General features: G+C 71.9%; 14 protein-coding genes. 9 read left to right on the forward strand and 5 right to left on the reverse strand.

The features are described 5' to 3' along the window. The first annotated feature begins 201 nt into the window (after positions 1-201). Positions 202-1,515: an LCP family protein gene (locus ACFU5F_RS24340; RefSeq protein ID WP_383890911.1), complete on the forward strand. Its 1,314-nt coding sequence runs from the start codon at positions 202-204 to the stop codon at positions 1,513-1,515. 16 nt (positions 1,516-1,531) lie between these two features. Here the strand turns inward: ACFU5F_RS24340 and ACFU5F_RS24345 are convergent, their stop codons facing one another. Both ACFU5F_RS24345 and ACFU5F_RS24350 read right to left on the reverse strand, forming a co-directional pair. Next, positions 1,532-2,542 carry a sporulation protein gene (locus ACFU5F_RS24345; RefSeq protein WP_383890914.1) on the reverse strand — a complete coding sequence of 337 codons (1,011 nt, stop codon included), beginning with the start codon at positions 2,540-2,542 and terminating at the stop codon, positions 1,532-1,534. Between the two features lie 151 nt (positions 2,543-2,693). Then, the gene (locus ACFU5F_RS24350) at positions 2,694-3,569 is read right to left on the reverse strand and encodes a DUF4394 domain-containing protein (RefSeq protein ID WP_383890917.1); all 876 of its coding nucleotides are present in this window, start codon (positions 3,567-3,569) and stop codon (positions 2,694-2,696) included. A gap of 329 nt (positions 3,570-3,898) precedes the next feature. On the opposite strand from ACFU5F_RS24350, the gene ACFU5F_RS24355 reads away from it, so the two are divergent. The 3 genes from ACFU5F_RS24355 to ACFU5F_RS24365 all read left to right on the forward strand — a co-directional run bounded on the left by ACFU5F_RS24355 (position 3,899) and on the right by ACFU5F_RS24365 (position 7,409). After that, positions 3,899-5,140 (forward strand): PucR family transcriptional regulator, encoded by a 1,242-nt coding sequence (locus tag ACFU5F_RS24355; protein WP_383890920.1) that lies wholly within the window; start codon positions 3,899-3,901, stop codon positions 5,138-5,140. 50 nt (positions 5,141-5,190) lie between these two features. Then, the gene (locus ACFU5F_RS24360) at positions 5,191-5,829 is read left to right on the forward strand and encodes a phosphoribosylanthranilate isomerase (RefSeq protein ID WP_383891003.1); all 639 of its coding nucleotides are present in this window, start codon (positions 5,191-5,193) and stop codon (positions 5,827-5,829) included. A gap of 155 nt (positions 5,830-5,984) precedes the next feature. Further along, the gene (locus tag ACFU5F_RS24365) at positions 5,985-7,409 is read left to right on the forward strand and encodes a cytochrome P450 (protein WP_383890923.1); all 1,425 of its coding nucleotides are present in this window, start codon (positions 5,985-5,987) and stop codon (positions 7,407-7,409) included. A 14-nt stretch (positions 7,410-7,423) separates the two neighbouring features. Here the strand turns inward: ACFU5F_RS24365 and ACFU5F_RS24370 are convergent, their stop codons facing one another. After that, positions 7,424-8,329 carry an amidohydrolase gene (locus ACFU5F_RS24370; RefSeq protein WP_383890926.1) on the reverse strand — a complete coding sequence of 302 codons (906 nt, stop codon included), beginning with the start codon at positions 8,327-8,329 and terminating at the stop codon, positions 7,424-7,426. Between the two features lie 331 nt (positions 8,330-8,660). Here ACFU5F_RS24370 and ACFU5F_RS24375 point away from each other — a divergent pair, with 331 nt between their 5' ends. The 5 genes from ACFU5F_RS24375 (at position 8,661) to ACFU5F_RS24395 (ending at position 13,448) form a co-directional block, all read left to right on the forward strand. Next, positions 8,661-9,923 (forward strand): ATP-binding cassette domain-containing protein, encoded by a 1,263-nt coding sequence (locus ACFU5F_RS24375; protein WP_383890929.1) that lies wholly within the window; start codon positions 8,661-8,663, stop codon positions 9,921-9,923. Continuing rightward, positions 9,916-10,581, forward strand: coding sequence for an ABC transporter permease (locus ACFU5F_RS24380; RefSeq protein ID WP_383890931.1), 666 nt, complete (start codon positions 9,916-9,918; stop codon positions 10,579-10,581). Before ACFU5F_RS24375 ends, ACFU5F_RS24380 begins: the two co-directional genes overlap by 8 nt. After that, positions 10,578-11,267, forward strand: a complete 690-nt coding sequence (locus ACFU5F_RS24385) for an ABC transporter permease (protein ID WP_383890933.1) — start codon at positions 10,578-10,580, stop codon at positions 11,265-11,267. The genes ACFU5F_RS24380 and ACFU5F_RS24385 overlap by 4 nt, the downstream gene beginning before the upstream one ends. A gap of 182 nt (positions 11,268-11,449) precedes the next feature. Then, positions 11,450-12,373 (forward strand): ABC transporter substrate-binding protein, encoded by a 924-nt coding sequence (locus tag ACFU5F_RS24390; protein WP_383891006.1) that lies wholly within the window; start codon positions 11,450-11,452, stop codon positions 12,371-12,373. A 109-nt stretch (positions 12,374-12,482) separates the two neighbouring features. Then, positions 12,483-13,448, forward strand: coding sequence for a MurR/RpiR family transcriptional regulator (locus ACFU5F_RS24395; protein WP_383890936.1), 966 nt, complete (start codon positions 12,483-12,485; stop codon positions 13,446-13,448). Between the two features lie 41 nt (positions 13,449-13,489). On the opposite strand, the gene ACFU5F_RS24400 is transcribed toward ACFU5F_RS24395, so the two are convergent. Together ACFU5F_RS24400 and ACFU5F_RS24405 are read right to left on the reverse strand one after the other, a co-directional pair. Next, entirely contained in the window at positions 13,490-15,346 is a 1,857-nt protein-coding gene (locus ACFU5F_RS24400) for a protein kinase (protein WP_383890939.1), read from the reverse strand. A 144-nt stretch (positions 15,347-15,490) separates the two neighbouring features. Next, complete coding sequence (locus tag ACFU5F_RS24405; protein ID WP_383890942.1) at positions 15,491-18,703, reverse strand: family 78 glycoside hydrolase catalytic domain; 3,213 nt, start codon at positions 18,701-18,703, stop codon at positions 15,491-15,493. Between the last annotated feature and the right edge of the window lie 164 nt (positions 18,704-18,867).

Genomic DNA, 18,867 nt, shown 5'->3' on the forward strand with positions numbered 1-18,867 from the left:
GATGAGACGTGTGTGCCACCGGTCCGTATATCTACATGCATGTAGAGTCCTGCGGGTTCGGTGATCACACGTCCCGGACGTCCAGGGGGAAGTCGACCGGCCGGGTGCGGCCGAGGCGGGGGAAGCCCGGTGAGCGGTACGGGAAGGCGGCGCGCGGGTGCCGGAGGCGGGGGGACGCGGCTGACGCGGCGGGGCCGTGCGGTGAGCTGGCTCGCGGGCACGACCGCCGTACTCGTCCTCGGCGCCGGAGGCGTCAGCGCCTGGGTCTACAACGACCTGAACAACAACATCAAGGGCGCCGACATCGACGGCAAGCTCGGCGGGGACCGGCCGGCGAACCTCAGTCCCGGGTCGAAGAACATCATGGTCGTCGGCTCGGACAGCCGTGACGGGGCCAACGCCAAGTACGGCAGGAACCTGACCACCATGCAGTCGGACACGCTGATGGTGCTGCACCTCCCCGCGAACCGGGAGTGGGCGACCGTGGTGTCCTTCCCGCGTGACTCGTGGGTCGAGATATCGGCGTGCGAGAAGGGCGACGGCGGCACGTCCGGTCCGCATCTGGCGAAGATCAACGAGGCCTTCGCGATCGGCGGTTCGGGCGGCGAGGTGGCCGGTGCGGCCGCCTGCTCGATCAAGACGGTCGAGGACAACACGGGCCTGCGCATCGACAACTTCATGTCCATCGACTTCCAGGGCTTCAAGGGGATGGTCGACGCCCTGGACGGCATAGAGGTCTGCCCCGAGAAGGCCATCCACGACGAGGACGCCCACCTCGACATGGAGGCCGGCTGCCAGACCGTCGGGGGCGAGAAGGCGCTCGGCTACGTACGGACCCGCTACGCGGTGGGCGACGGCTCCGACATCGGACGCATCGGCCGCCAGCAGGAGTTCATGGAGACCCTGGCCGCGAAGGCGAAGTCCAAGCTGACCAGCCCCACGTCGCTGTACGACTTCCTGCAGTCCGCCACCAAGTCCCTGACCACGGACGAGGAACTGGACGGCATCGACCCGATCTACGACCTCGCCTCCGAGCTGAAGGGCATCCCGAGCGACCGGCTGACCTTCCTGACCGTCCCCAACTACCCGCGCGAGGCGGACGTCCCGACCGACAGGGCCAACGTGGTCTGGCAGTACCCGCAGGCCGCCGACCTGTTCACCTCCCTGGCCAACGACAAGGAGGTCGCCAAGAAGCCGTTCCAGGCACAGGCCAAGAAGGGGCTGATCTACGCGTCCACCGTGCGGGTGCGGGTCCTCAACGGCACCGGGGTCTCCGGGCGCGCGGCCGCCGTGGCCGAGAAGCTGCGCGCAGCCGGCTTCACGGTCGTCGGCACGGGCAACGCGCCCGAGAACACCGACACCACCACGGTCGCCCACCCGGACGGCCTCACCGAGCATGCGAAGGTCCTCGCCTCACGGCTGCCCGACGCCAAGGCCACCCGGTCCGCGGACGCCGCCGCCGGAGAGGTGACCCTGATCGTCGGAGCGGACCTCGATCCGGAGAAGATGCGGTGACCGGTCCTTAGACCTGTCAGCCCTCCTCTTCCTCTTCGTCCTCCTCCTCGCCCTCGAAGAAGTCCCCCACCTCGTCCACGACTTCGGCGGCGACCATCCCCCCGGCGACGCCGACGGCGAGCCCCGCCGCGCCTGCGGCGACGGCCGTGCCGATCCCGGGGCCGGAACGGTGACCCTCGTCGCCGTGGTGCCCGGTGTGGTCACTGCCGTCGGAACTCGCGTGCCCATAGGGGGAGTCGGAGCCGGAGGCCGCCCGGTGCCCGGCGGCCACCTGCTCGATCCAGCGGTCGACCAGGCTGTTGAAGTCGAGGTGGGCGACCTCCTCGTGGGAGACGACGAAGCGGGAGAGGGCGTCGTGCCCCTCGGAGTGCCGTCCGCCGCGCCGGTCGGCCTCCAGGACGACGTCCAGGCCGCCGGGGCCGGCGAGGAAGGTCAGCTCGATCTCGTCGACCAGGTGAGCGTACCGGGGGGAGGGGGTCAGCTCGATCTCCTGGTAGAAGGGGAGCTGCTGTCCGGTGCCGTGGATGCGGCCGAGTTCGAGGTCGGCGGACCGGAAGCCGAAACCGAGCTGCCCGAACGCTTCGAGGACCGCCTCCTGGGCGGGCAGCGGGGTGACGCTCAACTGGTCGAGGTCGCCCTTGTCCTTCGCGCCGGCGACGGCCAGTTCGGTGCGCACCCCGAGCACGACGCCCAGGGCCTGGCCGTACAGCTCGGTGACCGGGGTCTCCCACGGCAGGGTGAGCGCGAAGGGGATCTCGCGCACCTCGCCCTCGGCGAGCCGGAAGCCGCCGCCGACCGTGGTCCGGTCGAAGGCGACGACCCCCTCGCTCTCGCCCTCCTCGTGCTCGGCCTCGACCCGCGCCACCAGCTCCAGGGTGAGGCGCTCGATCTCGAAGTCGGCGTCACCGCCCTTGAGACGGACCCGGCCGGTCAGCGTGGCACCCGGTTGGACCGCCCCGGGGTCGAGAACCGTGTCGACCGTGGGGCCGCCCATGCCGAGCGAACCGAGCAGTCGTTTGAACACCATCGTGGCGTCCACTCCTTAACTTCCGTGCGTGCGTGTGCAGTTGAGGGCGAATGCCCTCTACAGGCGTGTAGAAGCATAGGGGAGTTCGGGACGTGGACTCGCCGCGGTCCGGTGGTGGCCGGGCCGCGGCGAGGGCGCGAGCGGTGCGGGCTCAGGAGCCGGTGAGGCTGATGGCCAGGTCCGTGATGTTCAGCGGGAACTGCTTGATGACGGTCGCCTCGCCGGTGAAGACGTTGACGCTGTAGAGCGAGGGGTTGCTCGCGCCGTACGGGGTGAGGGAGGCGAAGGCGGCGTTGTCGACCGTCCTGCCGCCGCTCAGTGTGCTGTAGATGTCCATGCCGGCCTTGAGCTGGGCGTCGAGGCCGAGGCTGCCCGTCGGGGCCAGCGTGCCGTTGTTGGCCGGGGACTGGATGACGACCTGGTCGCTGTTGGTGTTGATGTCGAACAACGTGGTCGCCGTCGCCCCGCTGAGGTCGTTGTTCGTGTACGCGGCGGCGGTGACACCCTTGGTCGTGCCCTCGGTCGGCGGGGTGGTGAGGTTCACGTCCTGGATGGTCGAGTGGTCGCCCAGGTTGTGGCGGAGGTTCTGGCCGTTGTCGCTGATCACGCGGAGGCGGTCGGCGGCCGGATTGAAGTCCACGCCGAACTGTGAGCCGGTCAGCGCGTACTGGAGCTGGGACACCTTGGTGACCACGACGTCCTGGGTGCCCGTCGGGATCTTGATGGTGTAGATGCCGCCCTTGTTGCCGACCCCGTACAGCAGGCCGTTCTGCACCCGGAAGTCGATGCCGACCAGGGCCGTGTCACCGCTGAGCCCGGTGACGGCACGGACCCAGTTGAGCACGTCCGGCCGGTCCGTGGTGAACGTGGCCATGAGGGTGCCGTCGCCGCTGATCCCGAACGCGCGCAGGCTGGGGACGGCGGTGGGAGCGGCCGAAGCGGTACCCGGCACACCGAGCATGAGCGACGCCGACGTGACCACGACCGCCAGCGCCGCCGTGATTCTCCTTCTCGTGCCTGCTGTCATCGGGGGTTCCCTCCCGTTCGGGCGAGCGCCGTCGCACGGCGCCCGCTGAGGAATTTCGTATCCGCGCCCGTACTGATCGACGGAGCCCTCCGGAATCGCGCCGGAATGCCTGCCCCGCTGTTCCCCCACGGGCCCGTACGCGGTTCTCATTAAGGCCGCTTTACGACCCCTCCACAAGCGGAAGCCGGGAGGGGAACGCCCCGATCCGGGAATTTTGCGCACGGTGACAAAAGCCCTGATGGCGTCCTTGCCGCTGTTTGTGCGAAGTGATGAACGCCGTCCGGAAGTCGTCTGTCGGCCCGTTCACCCGGAATGGCATGCTCGCCCGCATGGGGAGCCTCTTCGCCGAACTGGCCCGCCGGGCGTCGGCCAACGCCCGCCGCGAGGTAGAGACGTACACACGCGAGATCCCGGAACTCGGGTTCCTGGACCGGGACTCCCGAGCGCGGGGCGAGACACTGGAGCATGCGCTGTGGTTACGGCGCCGGACGGTCGAACTCTCGCCCGACACAAGCGAGTTGACCGAAGACGATCTCGGTTGCATCGCGTCGATGGGGGAGGCGCGGGCGAGCGCCGGGATGTCGCTCGACGCGCGGCAGCAGGTGCTGCGGGTGCACACCGCACTCATGCTCCGCGAGATCAACGAGGCGTCCGAGGCCCAGCGCGGCGGCGGCGTCGACGAACTCATGCGGATGATGACCTGGTTCGCCCCGCAGGGGGAACGGGGCATCGGTGCCTACCGTGAGGGATTCGTACGCGTGCTGCGCCACCGAATGCCGTACTCCGAACAGGTCGCCCTGCTGGCCCGGTCTTTGCTGAACGGTGATCCGATAGCGGCGGAACTCGCCGCGGCCGTCGACATGGAACTGCCCGAATACTACGCGGTGACGGTCTTCCGGCTGTCGAACCCTCTCCTTGCCGACCGCTTTATGGAAAACGAGATCGACACCCTGGTGAAGGCGCACCGCACGCCCGTCCTGTGGGGTCACAGAAGTGGCGACGGCAGCGTCGAGCTGATCGCCCTGGTGCCCCTGCCCCAGGGCGCGGCGGCGGAGCACACACCGCCGCACACCGCCCCCGACCTCCTGCCCGACCTCGTCCCCGACCATCTGCCGGATGTCGTACGGGACTTCGCCCTCGCGATCGGACGCCCCTGCGCCGTCGGCACCGCCGTCGCACGGCCGCCCGACTCGGCCGACGCCCTGGACCTGGCCCGGCGGATCAGCCGGGCCGCCCCGCTGCGGCCGCCCTCCGCCCGGTCGCGGCCCCATACCCTGGCGGACGTCTTCGTCGAACTCGCCGTCGCGGACATGCCGTTCGCCGACGCGTGGCTGCGGTCGCTGGCCCGCCGGCTGGACTCCGGGCCGGACCTGCTGATCACCCTCGACGCGTACTACCGCCACGACATGCACCGCGGCACCACCGCGGCCGCCCTCAACGTCCACGCCCGCACCCTGGACTACCGGCTGCGCCGGGCGCGGGAGCTCACCGGTATCGACCCGGGTTCCACCCGGGGCGTGCGCACGCTGAGCGCGGTCGTCGCCCGGCGCCTGTCCGGAGCCTGGAGCTGACCGGGCCCGGCGCGCCGGACCGGGTGGCCGCCGTGCCCGCGCCGCCGCCGATGCGGCAGGCTGGAGCCGTGAGCAACTCCAGTGACCCCCTCTTCATCAAGATCTGCGGCCTGAAGACCGAGCAGGACGTCGACACCGCCGTGGAGGCGGGCGCCGACGCCATCGGCTTCGTCTTCTCCGCCAGCCCCCGCCGGATCGACGCCGCCACCGCCGCCCGGCTGGGCCGCCGCGTGCCGGAGCACGTCCTGACGGTCGGCGTCTTCCGCCAGGAACCCCTCGACGACGTGCGGGCCCTGGCCGAGGAGTCGGGAATCCGGGCGATCCAGCTGCACGGCCCCGACGACCGCGCCTACTACGACGCCCTGGCGGCCGGCGGCCGGACCCTGATCCGCGCCGCCGCGTTCGGCGACTCGGTGCCGCTCTGCGGGGAGTTCGGCGAGGACATGCTCCTCCTCGACGCGCCCGTCCCCGGCTCGGGCATCGCCTGGGACTGGGCGCGCGGGCCACGGGCGGCGGCCGGGGAGAGGTGGCTCCTCGCCGGCGGCCTCACCCCGGAGAACGTGCGCGACGCCGTCGCCGCGACCGACCCTTTCGGTGTCGACGTCTCCAGCGGTGTGGAACAGCGCCGGGGCGTCAAGGACCCCGGTCTGATCAGGGACTTCGTCGAGGCGGCCCGTGCCGGGAGGTGAGGGGGCGGCCGGACCGGGGCCCGTTCGTCACGGACGGGCTTCCGTGTGGGGCGGCGCCCGGCGTTCCCCCGGAAGTGACCCTGGGGTAGGGTCCCCACGTTCCGGCTACCGGCTGAAGGTGGGCCGGTACGGGGAGTGTCGGAGGGGCGGGCGGCATGGTGAGGGAAATCCGGTCGGACGAGGGTGTGTCCGTGGACCCGGGCGGCGCGAGGTTGGAGGAGTTGTCTCCCGAACCGTTGCTGACCCGGGACTACGAGACACGCCCCTCGCTGGTGTACGAGCGGCTGCGGCAACGGCACGGCGCCGTCGCGCCGGTGGACCTGCTGGGCGTACCCGCCTGGCTGGTGCTCGGCTACCGCGAATCGCTCCAGGTGCTCCAGGACGACGCGGGATGGCCCAAGGGGCTGGAGAACTGGCGGGCCAGGACCGAGGGCAGGGTCCCGGCCGACTGGCCGCTCGGCCCCTCCCTGGAGGTCAACCACGTACTGATCCAGGGCGGCCCCGGCTACAAGTCGCTGCGGACGGCGTGGGACCAGGCGCTCAAGCCCTTCCAGGACCCGCGCAACCCCCAGACGAAGCGGCTGAAGGCGGCCGTGACCGCTTACGCGGACGAGCTGATCACCCTGATGGGCGAGGGGGGCGGTACGGGGCTCGCGGACCTGTCCGCGCAGTTCTCGCGGCCCCTGCCGCTGATGGTGGCCAGCCATCTGCTCGGCTTTCCCGGCTCCCAGGGCGACGACGCCCTGATGGACATGTGGAGGGTCCTGGACGCGGGCCCCGACGCCGGTCCCGCCCTGGACCGGCTGCTGGGTGCGCTGGCGGAACTGGCGGAGCTGAAGCTCAAGACGCCGGGCGAGGACTTCCCCTCCTATCTGCTGGCCGCCCACCCCGACCTCTCGCTGGACCAGCTGGCCCGCGAGCTGTTCATGCTGCTGGGCATGACGTCCGACCATGTCGGCATCCTCATCTCCAACACGGTCGTCGAGGTCCTCTCGGGCGAGGACAGCGTGCGGGCCAGCCTGTCCGCGGGCATGGTCCGGGAGGCCATGAACCGGGTCGTCATGCGCAAGCCCCCGCTGGTGAACTTCGTGCCGAGGTTCGCGGCCGCGGACTCCCGGCTCGGCGACTACACGATCCGCGCGGGCGACCCGGTCTGGGTCTCCTCCGCCGCGGCGCACGCCGACCCCCTCTTCGCCGACCACGTCGCACCGACCACCACGGTCAGCACCCGGGCCCACCTGTCCTGGGGCGCGGGCCCGCGCCAGTGCCCGGCCCGCGAACTCGCCTCGACGGTCGCCGCCGTCGGGGTGGGGCGGCTGTTCGAGCGGTTCGCCCACCTGGACCTCGCGCTCCCCGTCGACCAGCTGCCGTGGCGCTCCTCGCCCTTCATGCGGGGCCTGCGCTCGCTGCCCGTGCGCTACGAACTCGCGCCGACGGACCGGCAGCCGCCGGCGGTGGACCCGGCGGAGGCCGGAGCAGGCGCGGAGACCACCGCGGGGACGCCGGCGCGGGACGTGTCCGCCCGGCAGCGCTCCTCGCTGTGGCGCTATCTCACGGGGCTGATCCGCTCCGGCCGCTGAGGGAGGTCACCGGGTCAGCCGGTCCTCCCGGTGAGCAGCCGGTGCGGATTGGCGACGCGCATCGCGTACGCGGCCGCCCCGCCCAGCCCGAAGCCCGGCTGCCGCGGGAGACCGGCGTAGGGGCGGTCGGAGCCCTGGACGACGGCGTCCACGCCGAGGGCGCGGACCACGGCCTCGACGGCGGTCGGACCGTAGGAGGACGTCTCCACGAAGACGTCCGGGTCCGCCGCCGTGTCGCCCCCGCCGCTCCGCGCGGCGAATCGTTCGCCGTGCAGCGGGGCGAGTCCGGCGAGCAGGGCGAAGCACACCCGTAGCCGGGGGTGGCGGGGGCGGCCGAAGGCGCGGAAGGCGAACCAGGCGGAGTGCATCTGCTGGACGTACGGGACCATCGCGGGCCACCACCCGGGCCCCTCGGCGCCGCCGGGCGCGGGCCCCGGGTGGACGAACAGCGGCAGGTCGCGGTCTTCGAGGAGGTCGAGGAGCGGGGCGCAGCGCGCGTAACCGTCCGCGTCCCCCAGGGCGTTCGCCGGCAGCTGGAGGCCGGCGAAGCCCCGGTCGAGGTCCTGGGCCGTGGCCTTCGCGTCGACGTCCCGTACGCAGGCGGCGGCCCAGGCGCCGAACGGTTCGGGGAGTACGGACGAGCCCTCGTGGTAGGCGTCGAGCAGGGGACGTGCCTCGGTCGCGGGCAGCCACTCCACACCGATGGGGGAGGAGAGCGAGACCAGCGTCCGGCCGAGTCCGTCGGCGCGGGCGAGTTCCGTTCGCCGGGCGATGTCATGGTCGGCGGGCGGGACGTCGTAGGGCGGCTCGCCGTCCAGGAACAGGGTCCAGCCGTCCAGGTACGGCGGTTCGCGGCGTGACCGCAGGGCCGTCACCAGCGAGGGGGTCCACAGATGCTGGTGCACGTCGCAGTTGGTCATGCCGCTCCTCCCGCCGTGGTCCGCGCCTCCCCGGCCGGGGCGCGCGGTCCGCTCCGGACGTCGTCCGGGCGGGGAAGGACTTCCCCGATCGCGTCCCCCGGGAACTCCGGGGCCGCGCCCGGCCGCCTCCCCCTCAGGCACCCCATCCGGTGTCCTCCCTTCCTCCGTACCGCCTCGTCATCAAGAGGACCAGAACTCCCATACCGCCGAAACCGGGGCGCCTTGGGTAGGGCTTGGTGTGAACGTAACGTGCCGTTCACGGAATTCCATTGACTGTCATTCAGTCACCGACAACTCTGCATGACCATATGCAGTCGGGTAAGGGGCAGTCTTGATCAGATTCGACGCGGTGAGCAAAAAGTATCCGAACGGCACGACAGCGGTGGACGAGCTGTCCCTGGAGCTGGCCGAGGGTGGCATCACGGTCCTGGTCGGTCCTTCCGGCTGCGGCAAGACCACCACCCTGCGCATGATCAACCGCATGGTGGAGCCGACCTCGGGAACGGTGAGCCTGCGCGGCCGGGACATCCGGGAGGTCAACGCGCCGGAGCTGCGCCGGGGCATCGGGTATGTGATCCAGCACGCGGGACTGTTCCCGCACCGTACCGTCCTGGACAACATAGCCACCGTTCCGCTGCTGCTGGGGTGGGGCCGGAAGAAGGCGCGGGCCCGGGCGGCCGAACTGCTCGAACTCGTCGGTCTGCCCGCCGGGATGGCCAAGCGCTACCCGAACCAGCTCTCCGGCGGGCAGCAGCAGCGTGTCGGGGTGGCCAGGGCGCTGGGCGCCGATCCGCCGGTGCTGCTGATGGACGAACCGTTCAGCGCGGTCGACCCGATCGTGCGGGCCGAGCTGCAGGCCGAGTTCATCCGGCTGCAGAAGGAACTGCACAAGACGATCGTGTTCGTCACCCATGACATCGACGAGGCGATCAGACTCGGCGACAACATCGCCGTGTTCCGCACCGGCGGCAGGCTCGCCCAGTTCGACACCCCCGAGCGGCTGCTGACCCGTCCCGCCGACGACTTCGTGGCCGACTTCGTCGGGCAGGACCGCGGCATCCGCCGGCTCTCCTTCGTCGACGCGGCCGAACTGCCGCTGCGCGACGGCCCGGTGCTGCCGGTCACCTCGTCCGTGAGCGAGGCCCGGGCGAAGGGCGTCCCCTGGGTGCTCGTCGTCGACGACGCCCGACGGCCGCTCGGCTGGGCCGAGACCGACGCGCTGCCGGCCGCCGGCACCCTCGCGGACGCCGCCCTGGCCCCCCTCGGCCACACCTTCAGCCTCGTCGGCGACTCGGCCCGCGCCGCGCTCGACTCGGCCCTCCTGTCGCCCGCCCGCCTCGCGGTGGCCGTCGACGCCCGCGGCGCGGTCGCCGGCGTCGCGGACGCCCACGAACTGTCCGCCGGCGCGGTCACCGCAGGGTGGGCCGCCGGTCCCGCCCCGGGAGAGCCCGCTCCGGCCACACCCCCGGCCAAGGAGCCGGCGCCGGGGCCGGCCGGGGCCGCGTCCACGGCCTCCGTCGGCGGGGCGGCCTCCACGGCGCCCGTCGGCGGGACGACCTCCGCCGGCACCCGCGAGGCGGTGACCGATGAGTGACGGCGAACCCCTGGTCCGGTGGGGGTGGATCGCCGACCACACCGCCGAACTCGCCGAGTACACCGGCGTCCACCTCAGACTCGGCCTGCTGCCGGTGCTGTTCGGGCTGATCGTCTCCGTGCCGCTCGGCATCCTGTGCCACCGCTACCGCCGGCTCTACCCGCCCGTACTGACCGTGTCCAACGTCCTCTACTCGATCCCGTCCCTCGCCCTGTTCATGATCTTCGTCCGGTACACCGGGCTGACCGAGCAGACGGTGATGATCCCGCTGACGCTCTACACCCTGTCCGTGCTGGTCCCCAACGTGGTCGACGGCCTCGCCTCCGTCCCCGAATCCGTACGGCTCGCGGCCACCGCGATGGGCTTCGGCGCCGTACGCCGGGTCGTCCAGGTCGAGCTGCCGATCGCCGTGCCCGTCGTCATCGCCGGCGTACGCGTCGCCGCCGTCTCCTCCATCAGCCTCGTCGCCGTCGGCCAGCTGATCGGCCAGGGCGGCCTCGGCTACTACATCACCCGCGGTCTCCAGCTCGACTTCCCCACCCCGATCGTCACCGCGATCGTCCTGATCATGCTGCTCGCCCTCGCGACCGACGCGCTGCTGGTCCTGGCGCAGCGGCTGCTCACCCCGTGGTCGCGGAACAAGGTGACATCGGCATGAACGACTTCCTGAACCAGATGCGGCTCGTGGGGGACTGGCTGACGTCCTCGGCCCAGTGGCACGGCGACGAGGGCATCCCGGCCCGGCTGCTGGAGCATCTCACCTACAGCGGACTGTCGTTGCTCCTCGCCGCCGCCATCGGCCTGACGTTCGGCCTGCTGGTCGGGCACACCGGCCGCGGCGCCTTCGCCGTGGCCACGGTGGCGAACCTCGCCCGCGCGATACCGACCTTCGGCCTGGTCGTCCTCGTGGTCACGCTCGCCGGGCTCAGCACCGCACCCGTCCTGGTCGCCCTGACCGCGCTCGCGGTACCGCCGATCCTCATCAACACCTTCGAGGGCGTACGAGGCGTGGACCCCGCCACCCGGGACGCCGCGCGCGGGGTCGGCATGACCGCGTGGGAGGTACTCACCCGGGTCGAGGTGCCGATGGCGCTGCCGCTGATCCTGCTCGGACTGCGGGTCGCCGCGATCCAGGTCGTGGCCACCGCGACCGTCGCCGCCTACCCGGGCCTCGGCGGCCTCGGCCGCTTCATCGTCGACGGACTCTCCCGCAACGACTACGAGCTGGTCATCGGCGGCTCCGCGGTCGTCGTCGCCCTCGCGCTCGTCGTGCAGCTCGTGTTCACCGCGCTGCGACGCGTCGTCGTCTCGCCGGGCCTGAGGACCACGATGTCGAAGCCCTGACCGAGCGCGCACACGCGGTACCGGCGGACGTAACCCGCCTTCCACAGCAGGCACTCGACGATCCGCACCCCGACCCCGCACACGGAATCCTGATCCCGACCTTCCCGACCTTCCCGACCTTCTTGATCTTCTTGATCTTCCGAGCCCCCGGGCTCCGAGAGAGGACACGACCCATGCGAGGCATGTACCGAGGCGCCGCGTTCGGCCTCATCACCGCGCTCACGCTGACCGCCTGCGGCGGTGGCGGCGGCAGTGACGACGATCCGCTGGCGGGCGGCGACGGGGGCGGCGGGGGCAACGCCATCGTCGTCGGCTCGGCGAACTTCCCCGAGAACCAGCTGCTCGCCGAGATCTACTCACAGGCCCTGGAGGGCAAGGGCCTGAAGGTGACCCGGAAGTTCGACATCGGCGCCCGCGAGGTCTACTACGACCAGGTGGTCAAGGGCGGCATCGACGTCCTCCCCGAGTACAACGGCGCCCTGCTGACGGTGGCGGTCGACAAGAACAGCACCGCGACCAGCACGGAGGACATCAACGCCGAGCTGAAGGAGAAGCTCCCCTCGTCGGTGGAGATCCTCGACTCCGCCGCGGCCGAGGACAAGGACTCGGTGACCGTCACCGCCGAGACCGCGGCCAAGTACAACCTCAAGACCCTCGCGGACCTCAAGCCGGTCGCCGGGGACATGACGCTCGGGGCGGGGTCGGAGTTCAAGACCCGCGTCCAGGGCGGCGTGGGCCTGAAGAAGGTCTACGGCGTCGACTTCGGCAAGTTCCAGCCGCTCGACGCGGGGGCCCAGACCACCCTGGTGAAGCTGCTCAAGGACGGCAAGGTGCAGGCGGCCAACCTCTACACCACCGATCCCGCCATCGTCGCGGACAAGCTGGTGGTCCTGGAGGACCCGAAGAACCTCTTCGCCTCGCAGAACGTCACGCCCCTGGTCTACAAGGACGCGGTGAACGACAAGGCCAAGGACGCGCTCGACGCCGTCTCCGCCAAGCTCACCACCGAGGACCTGCTGGAGATGATGAAGAAGCTCGTCAACGACAAGGAGGACGCCGACACCGTCGCCAAGGACTGGCTGACCTCCGCCGGCCTCGCCGGCTGACGGTACGCGGCCACGCCCCCATCGTCCGCCCCCGCCCCCGCCCGGCAACACACGCCGACCGCACCGCCGGGCAGGGGCGGGGACCGCACACCACCGGCCGGGAGACCAGATGACGGACGCCGCCGACACCGACGGTCCCGGCACGACCGGCACCGAGGGGCCCGGCGAGATTGGCAGCACCCTTGGACCCGACGGCAGCAGCACCCTCGGACCCGACGGCTCCGGCACCGGCCCACCCGCGGAAGTCGGCGCGGCCGCTCGTCTGCAGCAGCTTTTCGAAGGGCGCCGGCTCACCCCGGCCCAGCGCCGCATCGCACACTTCCTGGTCCTGCAGGCGGCGGACGCGCCCTACCTGTCGAGCGTGGAACTGGCCCGGCTGGCCGGAGTCAGCCAGCCGTCGGTGACCCGTTTCGCGGCCGTCCTCGGCTTCGACGGCTATCCGGCCCTGCGCGCCCGTCTACGGGCGGTCGCGTCCCCCGGCCACGGCGCCACAGGCCGACCCGCCAACCCCTACCAGCGGGCCGTGCAGGCCGAGATCGACAATCTGCGGACTCTCGCGTCCCTGCTCACCGACCCCGGACCCGTGGAGCACGCGGGCGGCCTGCTGGCCGCCTCCCGGCCGCTGCCGGTGCTCGGACTGCGCGCCTCCGCCGCGCAGGCGCGCGGCTTCGCCTACTTCGCGGCGAAGGTCCACCCCGACGTACGGCTGCTCGACGAGGGCGGCTCGCTGCTCGCGGACCGTGTCGACGCGGCCCGGCAGGCCGGGGCGAGCGCGCTGCTGTGCTTCGCGCTGCCCCGCCATCCGCGCGAACTCCTCGACGCCCTCGCCCACGCCCGCGCCACCGGGCTCACGGTCGTGACCGTCGCCGACGGCACCTTCGCGCCGGTCGCCGCCCACAGCGACGTGCTGCTGCCCGCGGCCGTGGGCACCGGCCTGGTGTTCGACACCGTCGGCGCGCCCATGCTGCTCGGCCGGATCCTCCTGGAGGCGATGTGCGACGCCCTTCCGCTCGCCCAGGCCCGGCTGGAGGAGTTCGACGCGCGGGCCGCGGCCCGCGGCCTGTTCGTCGACTGAGCGGCCCGGCTCCAAACGGGCCGCCACCTCGTCCGCCACCCTCAGTCCGTCGAGCGCAGGGCCTTCCAGACGCGCGGGCGCACGGTGCCGTCCTGGACGACCAGGCCCTTGGCGTACTGGAACTTCTGGACCGCGGCCGTCGTCCCGTCGTCGAACTCGCCGTTCACGCCGCCGGGTCCGAGGCTGTAGCCGCGTTTGGACAGCATGCACTGCACCTGCCGGACGCGGTCGCCGCTGTCCCCCGGGCGGGTGCGTCCGTTGCCGTAGTAGTAGTTGCAGTCCGTGAGCCAGGCCGGGGTGCCGGGTTCGGCGGGTTCCCCGGTCGGGGTCGGCGAGGTCTCGGCGGGCGCGCTGGTCCTCGGGTCGGGCGCGGAGGGATCGGTGCGCGCGTCGTCGGTGTTGCTCTCGTCTCCGCTTCCGGTGCCGCTCCCGGAGCCCGAGCCGGAGGCGCCGGGGCCCGGGGTGTCGCCGTCGGCCGAGGCCCGCTCCCCCTTGCCGGACACCTCGGAGGCGCCCGATCCGCCGTCCGGGACGGCGCCCGCCCCGTCGGCGGCCGTGGACGCCGGCAGCGAGACGGAGCCGCCGGGCCGGGCGTCGGCGGAGTCCGTGGTCCCCTTCTGCGGCGAGGCTTCGGTCGTGGCGGGACTCAGCAGGGTGAACACGGCCCCGGCTGCCGCCAGGCACGCGGCCAGACCGGCGGCGCCGATCAGCACCCGCTTGCGGCGGACGGGGCCGCGGGACGCCGTCGGGGTCGACGGCTGGGCAGCGGCGTCGGGAGACGCGTCCGGGGACGCGTCGGCCGCGACGGCCGCCTTCGCCACCGGTCGGGGACCGGGCTGTTCGAGGGGGACGCGGCGCAGGGTCTCGCACGCCCGCTGCCGGGCGAGCACACGGCCGGCCAGCGGTTCGGGCCAGTCGAACGTCCCGGACGGTCCGTCCGCCTCGGTGTCCCTGGCCGCGGTCCCGGCCGCGTCGGCTTCCGGGAAGTCGTACGCGACCGCTTCGGAGCCCCAGGGGCCCCACGAGTCCGAGGTGGCCGCCTCGATCAGTTGCCCGGGCGTGGGCCGCCGGCCCGGATCCTTGGCCAGACAGGCGGAGAGCAGGGCGGCGAGACCGGGGTCGGCGTCCGCGATCTCGGCGAGCACGTCCGGGTTGGGTTCCTCGAACGCCACCCGGTGCATGACGTCGACGCCGGTGCCGTCGCCGAACGGGGCTCTGCCGATCGTCGCGAAGACCAGCGTGCAGGCCAGGGAGAACACGTCCGAGGCCGTGTCGCACTCGCCCGTCCGCAGGTACTCGGGCGACATGTAGGCCGGTGTGCCGACCCGGTTGCCGGTGCCGGTGATCGCGCTGGCGTCGGCGGCCTTCGCGATGCCGAAGTCGATGACGTGCGCGCCCTGCGCGGACAGCAGCACGTTGGACGGCTTGAGGTCCCGGTGCACGATGCCCGCGGCGGAGAGGCCGGCGAGTGCCCGCCCCAGCTCCGCCACCAGCCGCCGCACGGCGGCGGCCGACAGGGGCCCGTCCTCGTCCACGGCGGCCGACAGGTCGAGCCCCGGCAGATACTCCGTGGCCATCCACAGCATCTCGTCCCGGAAGCCCGTGCCGGCCAGCCGCGGCATGCCCGGCGTGCGGATGCGGCTGTGCACCGCCGCCTCCTGCTCGAAGCGGCGCCGGAAGCGGACGTCCTCCGCGTACTCGGGCCTGATCACCTTCACCGCGACGAGGTCCGGCCCACCGTCGGTGGGGCGCGCCAGATAGACGCGCCCCATCCCGCCACTGCCGAGAAGCCCGAGCGGCACATAGGGACCGATCCGGTCCGGGTCGCCTGGGCGCAGCGGCAGAGCACCCGCCTGCCGCAGCGCCGGAGCCCTGTCCGCCGTCGATGACGGCGACACCGGCCGCTGGTCTGACACAACACCCCCGAAATCACTTTTGACGTACGTCAGTTCGCCCCCACGGGTGCTGAGGCTAGCTCAGCGGGGACTCGCGTTCCGGGTAATCGCTCACTTCCACCCCGTGAAAACGCTCACGAGGACAGCTCAGGAGGTCTTCCGCCGCACCTCCGTCGTCCCCGAACCGATCAGGCCGATCCGCAGCACCGTGCCTGTGAGATCGGTGTACGACTCGACCTTCGCGCTGCCTTCCCCACGCGGTGTGGCCGCCTTCACCCGGTACGCCCTGGGGGAGGCATCCCCGATCTCCACCTCCAGCACGGCCTGGGAGTTGGGCGGCAGCGTCACGAGGGTGGTGTGGGTGTCCGCGGAGCGGCGCACCTGGACCGACACCGGCCCGCGCAGCGAAGGCACCGTGCCGTCCACCTCGGTCAGCGACCCGGTCCTGGGCCGGATCCGGAACGCGGCCGCGCCGGGCTCGCTGACCTGGACGCCGAGGATGTGCCGGGCCACGGCGTTGGCGGGCGCGGACGCCCACGCGTGGGAGAGCGTCATGTTGGACTTCAGCGCGGGGTCCCACGCCTCGGTGACGATGGTCGCCTTCAGCGCGTCCAGCATGTGCAGCCACGAGTTGGTCGCTTTTGAGGTCAGCAGAGCGAGGGCGGCGTCGGAGCGGCCGAGCCGGAACAGCGCGTCGAGCAGGAACTGCGAGCCGTACACGCTCACCTTCATGCCGCCGGACGCCAGGGTGTCGCCCAGTCTGGCCAGCACGGCCTTGTCCAACCCGTCCGCGACCCCCAGGGCCACCGGGAAGGCGGTCGCGTGCTGGGCGCTGTGGGTGGTGCCGACGCCGTCGAGGAAGCGCCCGCCCGCGCTGTCGAGGAGGGTGGTGCGCATCGCCTTGGCGAGGGTGTCGGCCCGCTTGCGCAGGGTGGTCGCGTCGGCGTCCTTGCCGAGGGCCGCCGCGCACTCGGCCAGCGCCGCGAAGGCCGCGTACTGGAAGGCGTTGACGACGGTGTTGACGTTGGTGAACACATAGCCGTCCCGGCTCGCGACCGGCCAGTCGACCAGGTCGCCGAGGTCCTGGCTGCTGCTGCCGGGCGCCTTGCGGACCAGCCCCGCGGAGTCCAGGTACGAGGTGAGGTTCTTGGCGGTCAGCAGCTCGTAGTCCTTGGCGAGCTGCCGGTCGTCTCCGGTGGCGAGATAGTCCTCCCAGGCGGAGATGGCGCACATCAGCCGGTACTCGGTGGGCCAGGTGCCCTTGCGGACCAGGTAGTCGTTCGACCAGCGGGCGAGGGCGTAGGAGCGCTGGACGCCGTACTCGGAGAGCTGGTTGATCAGCGCGTCGCCCTCGTACGGGCCGCGTTCGCGGGTGGGCGTGTCCGTGTAGAGGTCGCCGCGGGTGGCCTCGATGGAATAGCGGCACAGCTCCCAGACCCGGTCGAGGTCGGCGTCGGAGCTGCGGAACGAGGCGTGCGAGTCGTCCCAGTCGAGCTTCCAGGCACGACCGGTGACGACCGCCTTCGACAGGTCGAGCGTGGTGCGCAGTTCGGCCCAGCGGAAGCCGCGGTAGCCCCAGTGCTCGAAGTGCTGCTTCCCGTCGCGCAGGGTCCACACCTCGCGGTAGGCGTTGGTGGCACGCAGCTGGTACCTGACCGTGCCGTCGGAGTTCAGCTCCTCGCCGAGCCGCACCTCGACGGTGTCGCCCGCGTCGCCGGTGACCTCCAGGGCCAGTCCGCCGACGATCTCGCGGCCGAGGTCGACCAGCCAGCGGCCGTCGGCGACCTTGGTGACGGAGGCCGGGGTGACGTCGTGCGGGCGGATCGCCTCGACCAGCGCGGGCACGAGATCGCCGATCGCGGTGCGGACCGCCGGCTTGAGCCAGTCACCGTCGTCGAAGCCGGGCCTCGTCCAGCCCACCGGCTCCCGGCGCAGGTCCCAGTACTCCTGCGGAACGGTGAAGTAGCTGCTGCCCGCGCTCCCCTTGGAGGGCAGCAGACCGGCCTGGCGGCGGGCCTTCCAGTGGTCCCCCGAGGCGACGGTGGAGCGGCTGCCGTCCGTGTACGTGATCTCCAGCTGGGCCAGGAACTTCTGCTGCGAGGTGGTCCAGCACAGCGCGGCCAGCGCGTTGGCCTTTCCGTCCGCCCGCAGCGTGGAGGTCACGTCGAAGGCCTGGTAGGCGGTGCCGGTGCCGGAGCGCACGGAGGCGTAGCCGACCGTCGTGCCGTTGCTCCACACCTTCGCGACGTACTGCCGGGCCGGATCGGGGGAGGTGGCCGCGACGTAGAGGATCGCGGCGGCTATCTCCTTGCCGGTCTTCGTGTCGTACTCGTGGCGCAGCAGCGCCCAGGTGTCGTCGGCGCCGTAGGAGGAGAGCGAGGAGGCGCCGGTGGGGAAGGTGAGGACGCCGCCGGAGACCGTGCCGGTGGCGAAGGTGCCCTTGTCGGAGGCGAAGTCGTCGTCGAGGAGGACCGTGCCGTCCGCGGCCGTGAAGGTGATCCGGTCGTAGGTCTGCGACTCGGTGCTGCCGTTGCGCAGGCCGACGTTGCCGGAGGCGTAGCGGCTGTCGGTGGTGGTGTCCACGACGGTGCCGTTCACGGTGGTGGTGAAGGTGGCGCCCGTCATGGTGACGCCGAGGTCCACCCACTCCCCGGCGGTGACCGCGAACGGCAGCCGCACCTCGCCGAGCACGGTGTACGTGCCGTTCACGCAGACGTGCTTGCGCAGCACTCCGGTGGTGCCCGCGCGCAGCTGCCACATGTAGTTGTTGGACGTGTTCGCGGCCCGGAACCACAGCCCGGCCGCCACGGCGGTGATCTTCACGCGGACGCTGAGCGTGCCGTCGGTCATCACCGGGCCTGCGGGCGCCCAGACCGGCTTCGCCTCCCACTCGTCCTCGACCGACGTGGCCAGCAGGACGGGCTCCGACCAGGACGAGCGCTTGTTGCTCCAGCTCCTGACCCGCCACCAGTAGGCCGTACGGGGCTTCAGCGCCGGTCCGCCGTACGGGACGGCCGTGGAGTCGGCGGAGTCCCGCTTGCCGGAGTCCCACAGCAGCAGGTCGTCGTCCTCGAAACCGCCCGGAGTGGTCGCCACCTGCAGCTGGTAGGCGCGCTGCACGGTGCCCTCGCGGAAGTCCGGGACCTGCCAGCTGAAGCGGGGGTTCCGCCCGGCCTCGGTGCCGAGCGCCTTCGGCAGCAGATCCGTGAGCATCCCGGTGGGCACGAATGCCTCCTCCGCGGCCGCGGCCATACCGACCGGGCCGGAGTCGGCGAAGGTCCGGGGCGCGGACAGGACGACCGAGGCCGCCGCGATGCCGCTGAACTGGAGGAGTCTTCGCCGTGAGAAGTCCTGCGCCATGGTGCATACCTTCGGTCGAGGGGCCGGGGGCTGAGGGTCGCATCATGAAAGGTTTCAATGCGATTTCCCGGAGGTTAGAGTTCCGCGCCGAATCCGGTCAATAGTGGGCCGGGAGTGAATTTCTGGGAATTGAAACGTTCAAATTCACTCCTGTGGAGCGCCCA

The sequence above is a fragment of the Streptomyces sp. NPDC057438 genome (assembly GCF_042802995.1).
GTDB lineage: Bacteria > Actinomycetota > Actinomycetes > Streptomycetales > Streptomycetaceae > Streptomyces.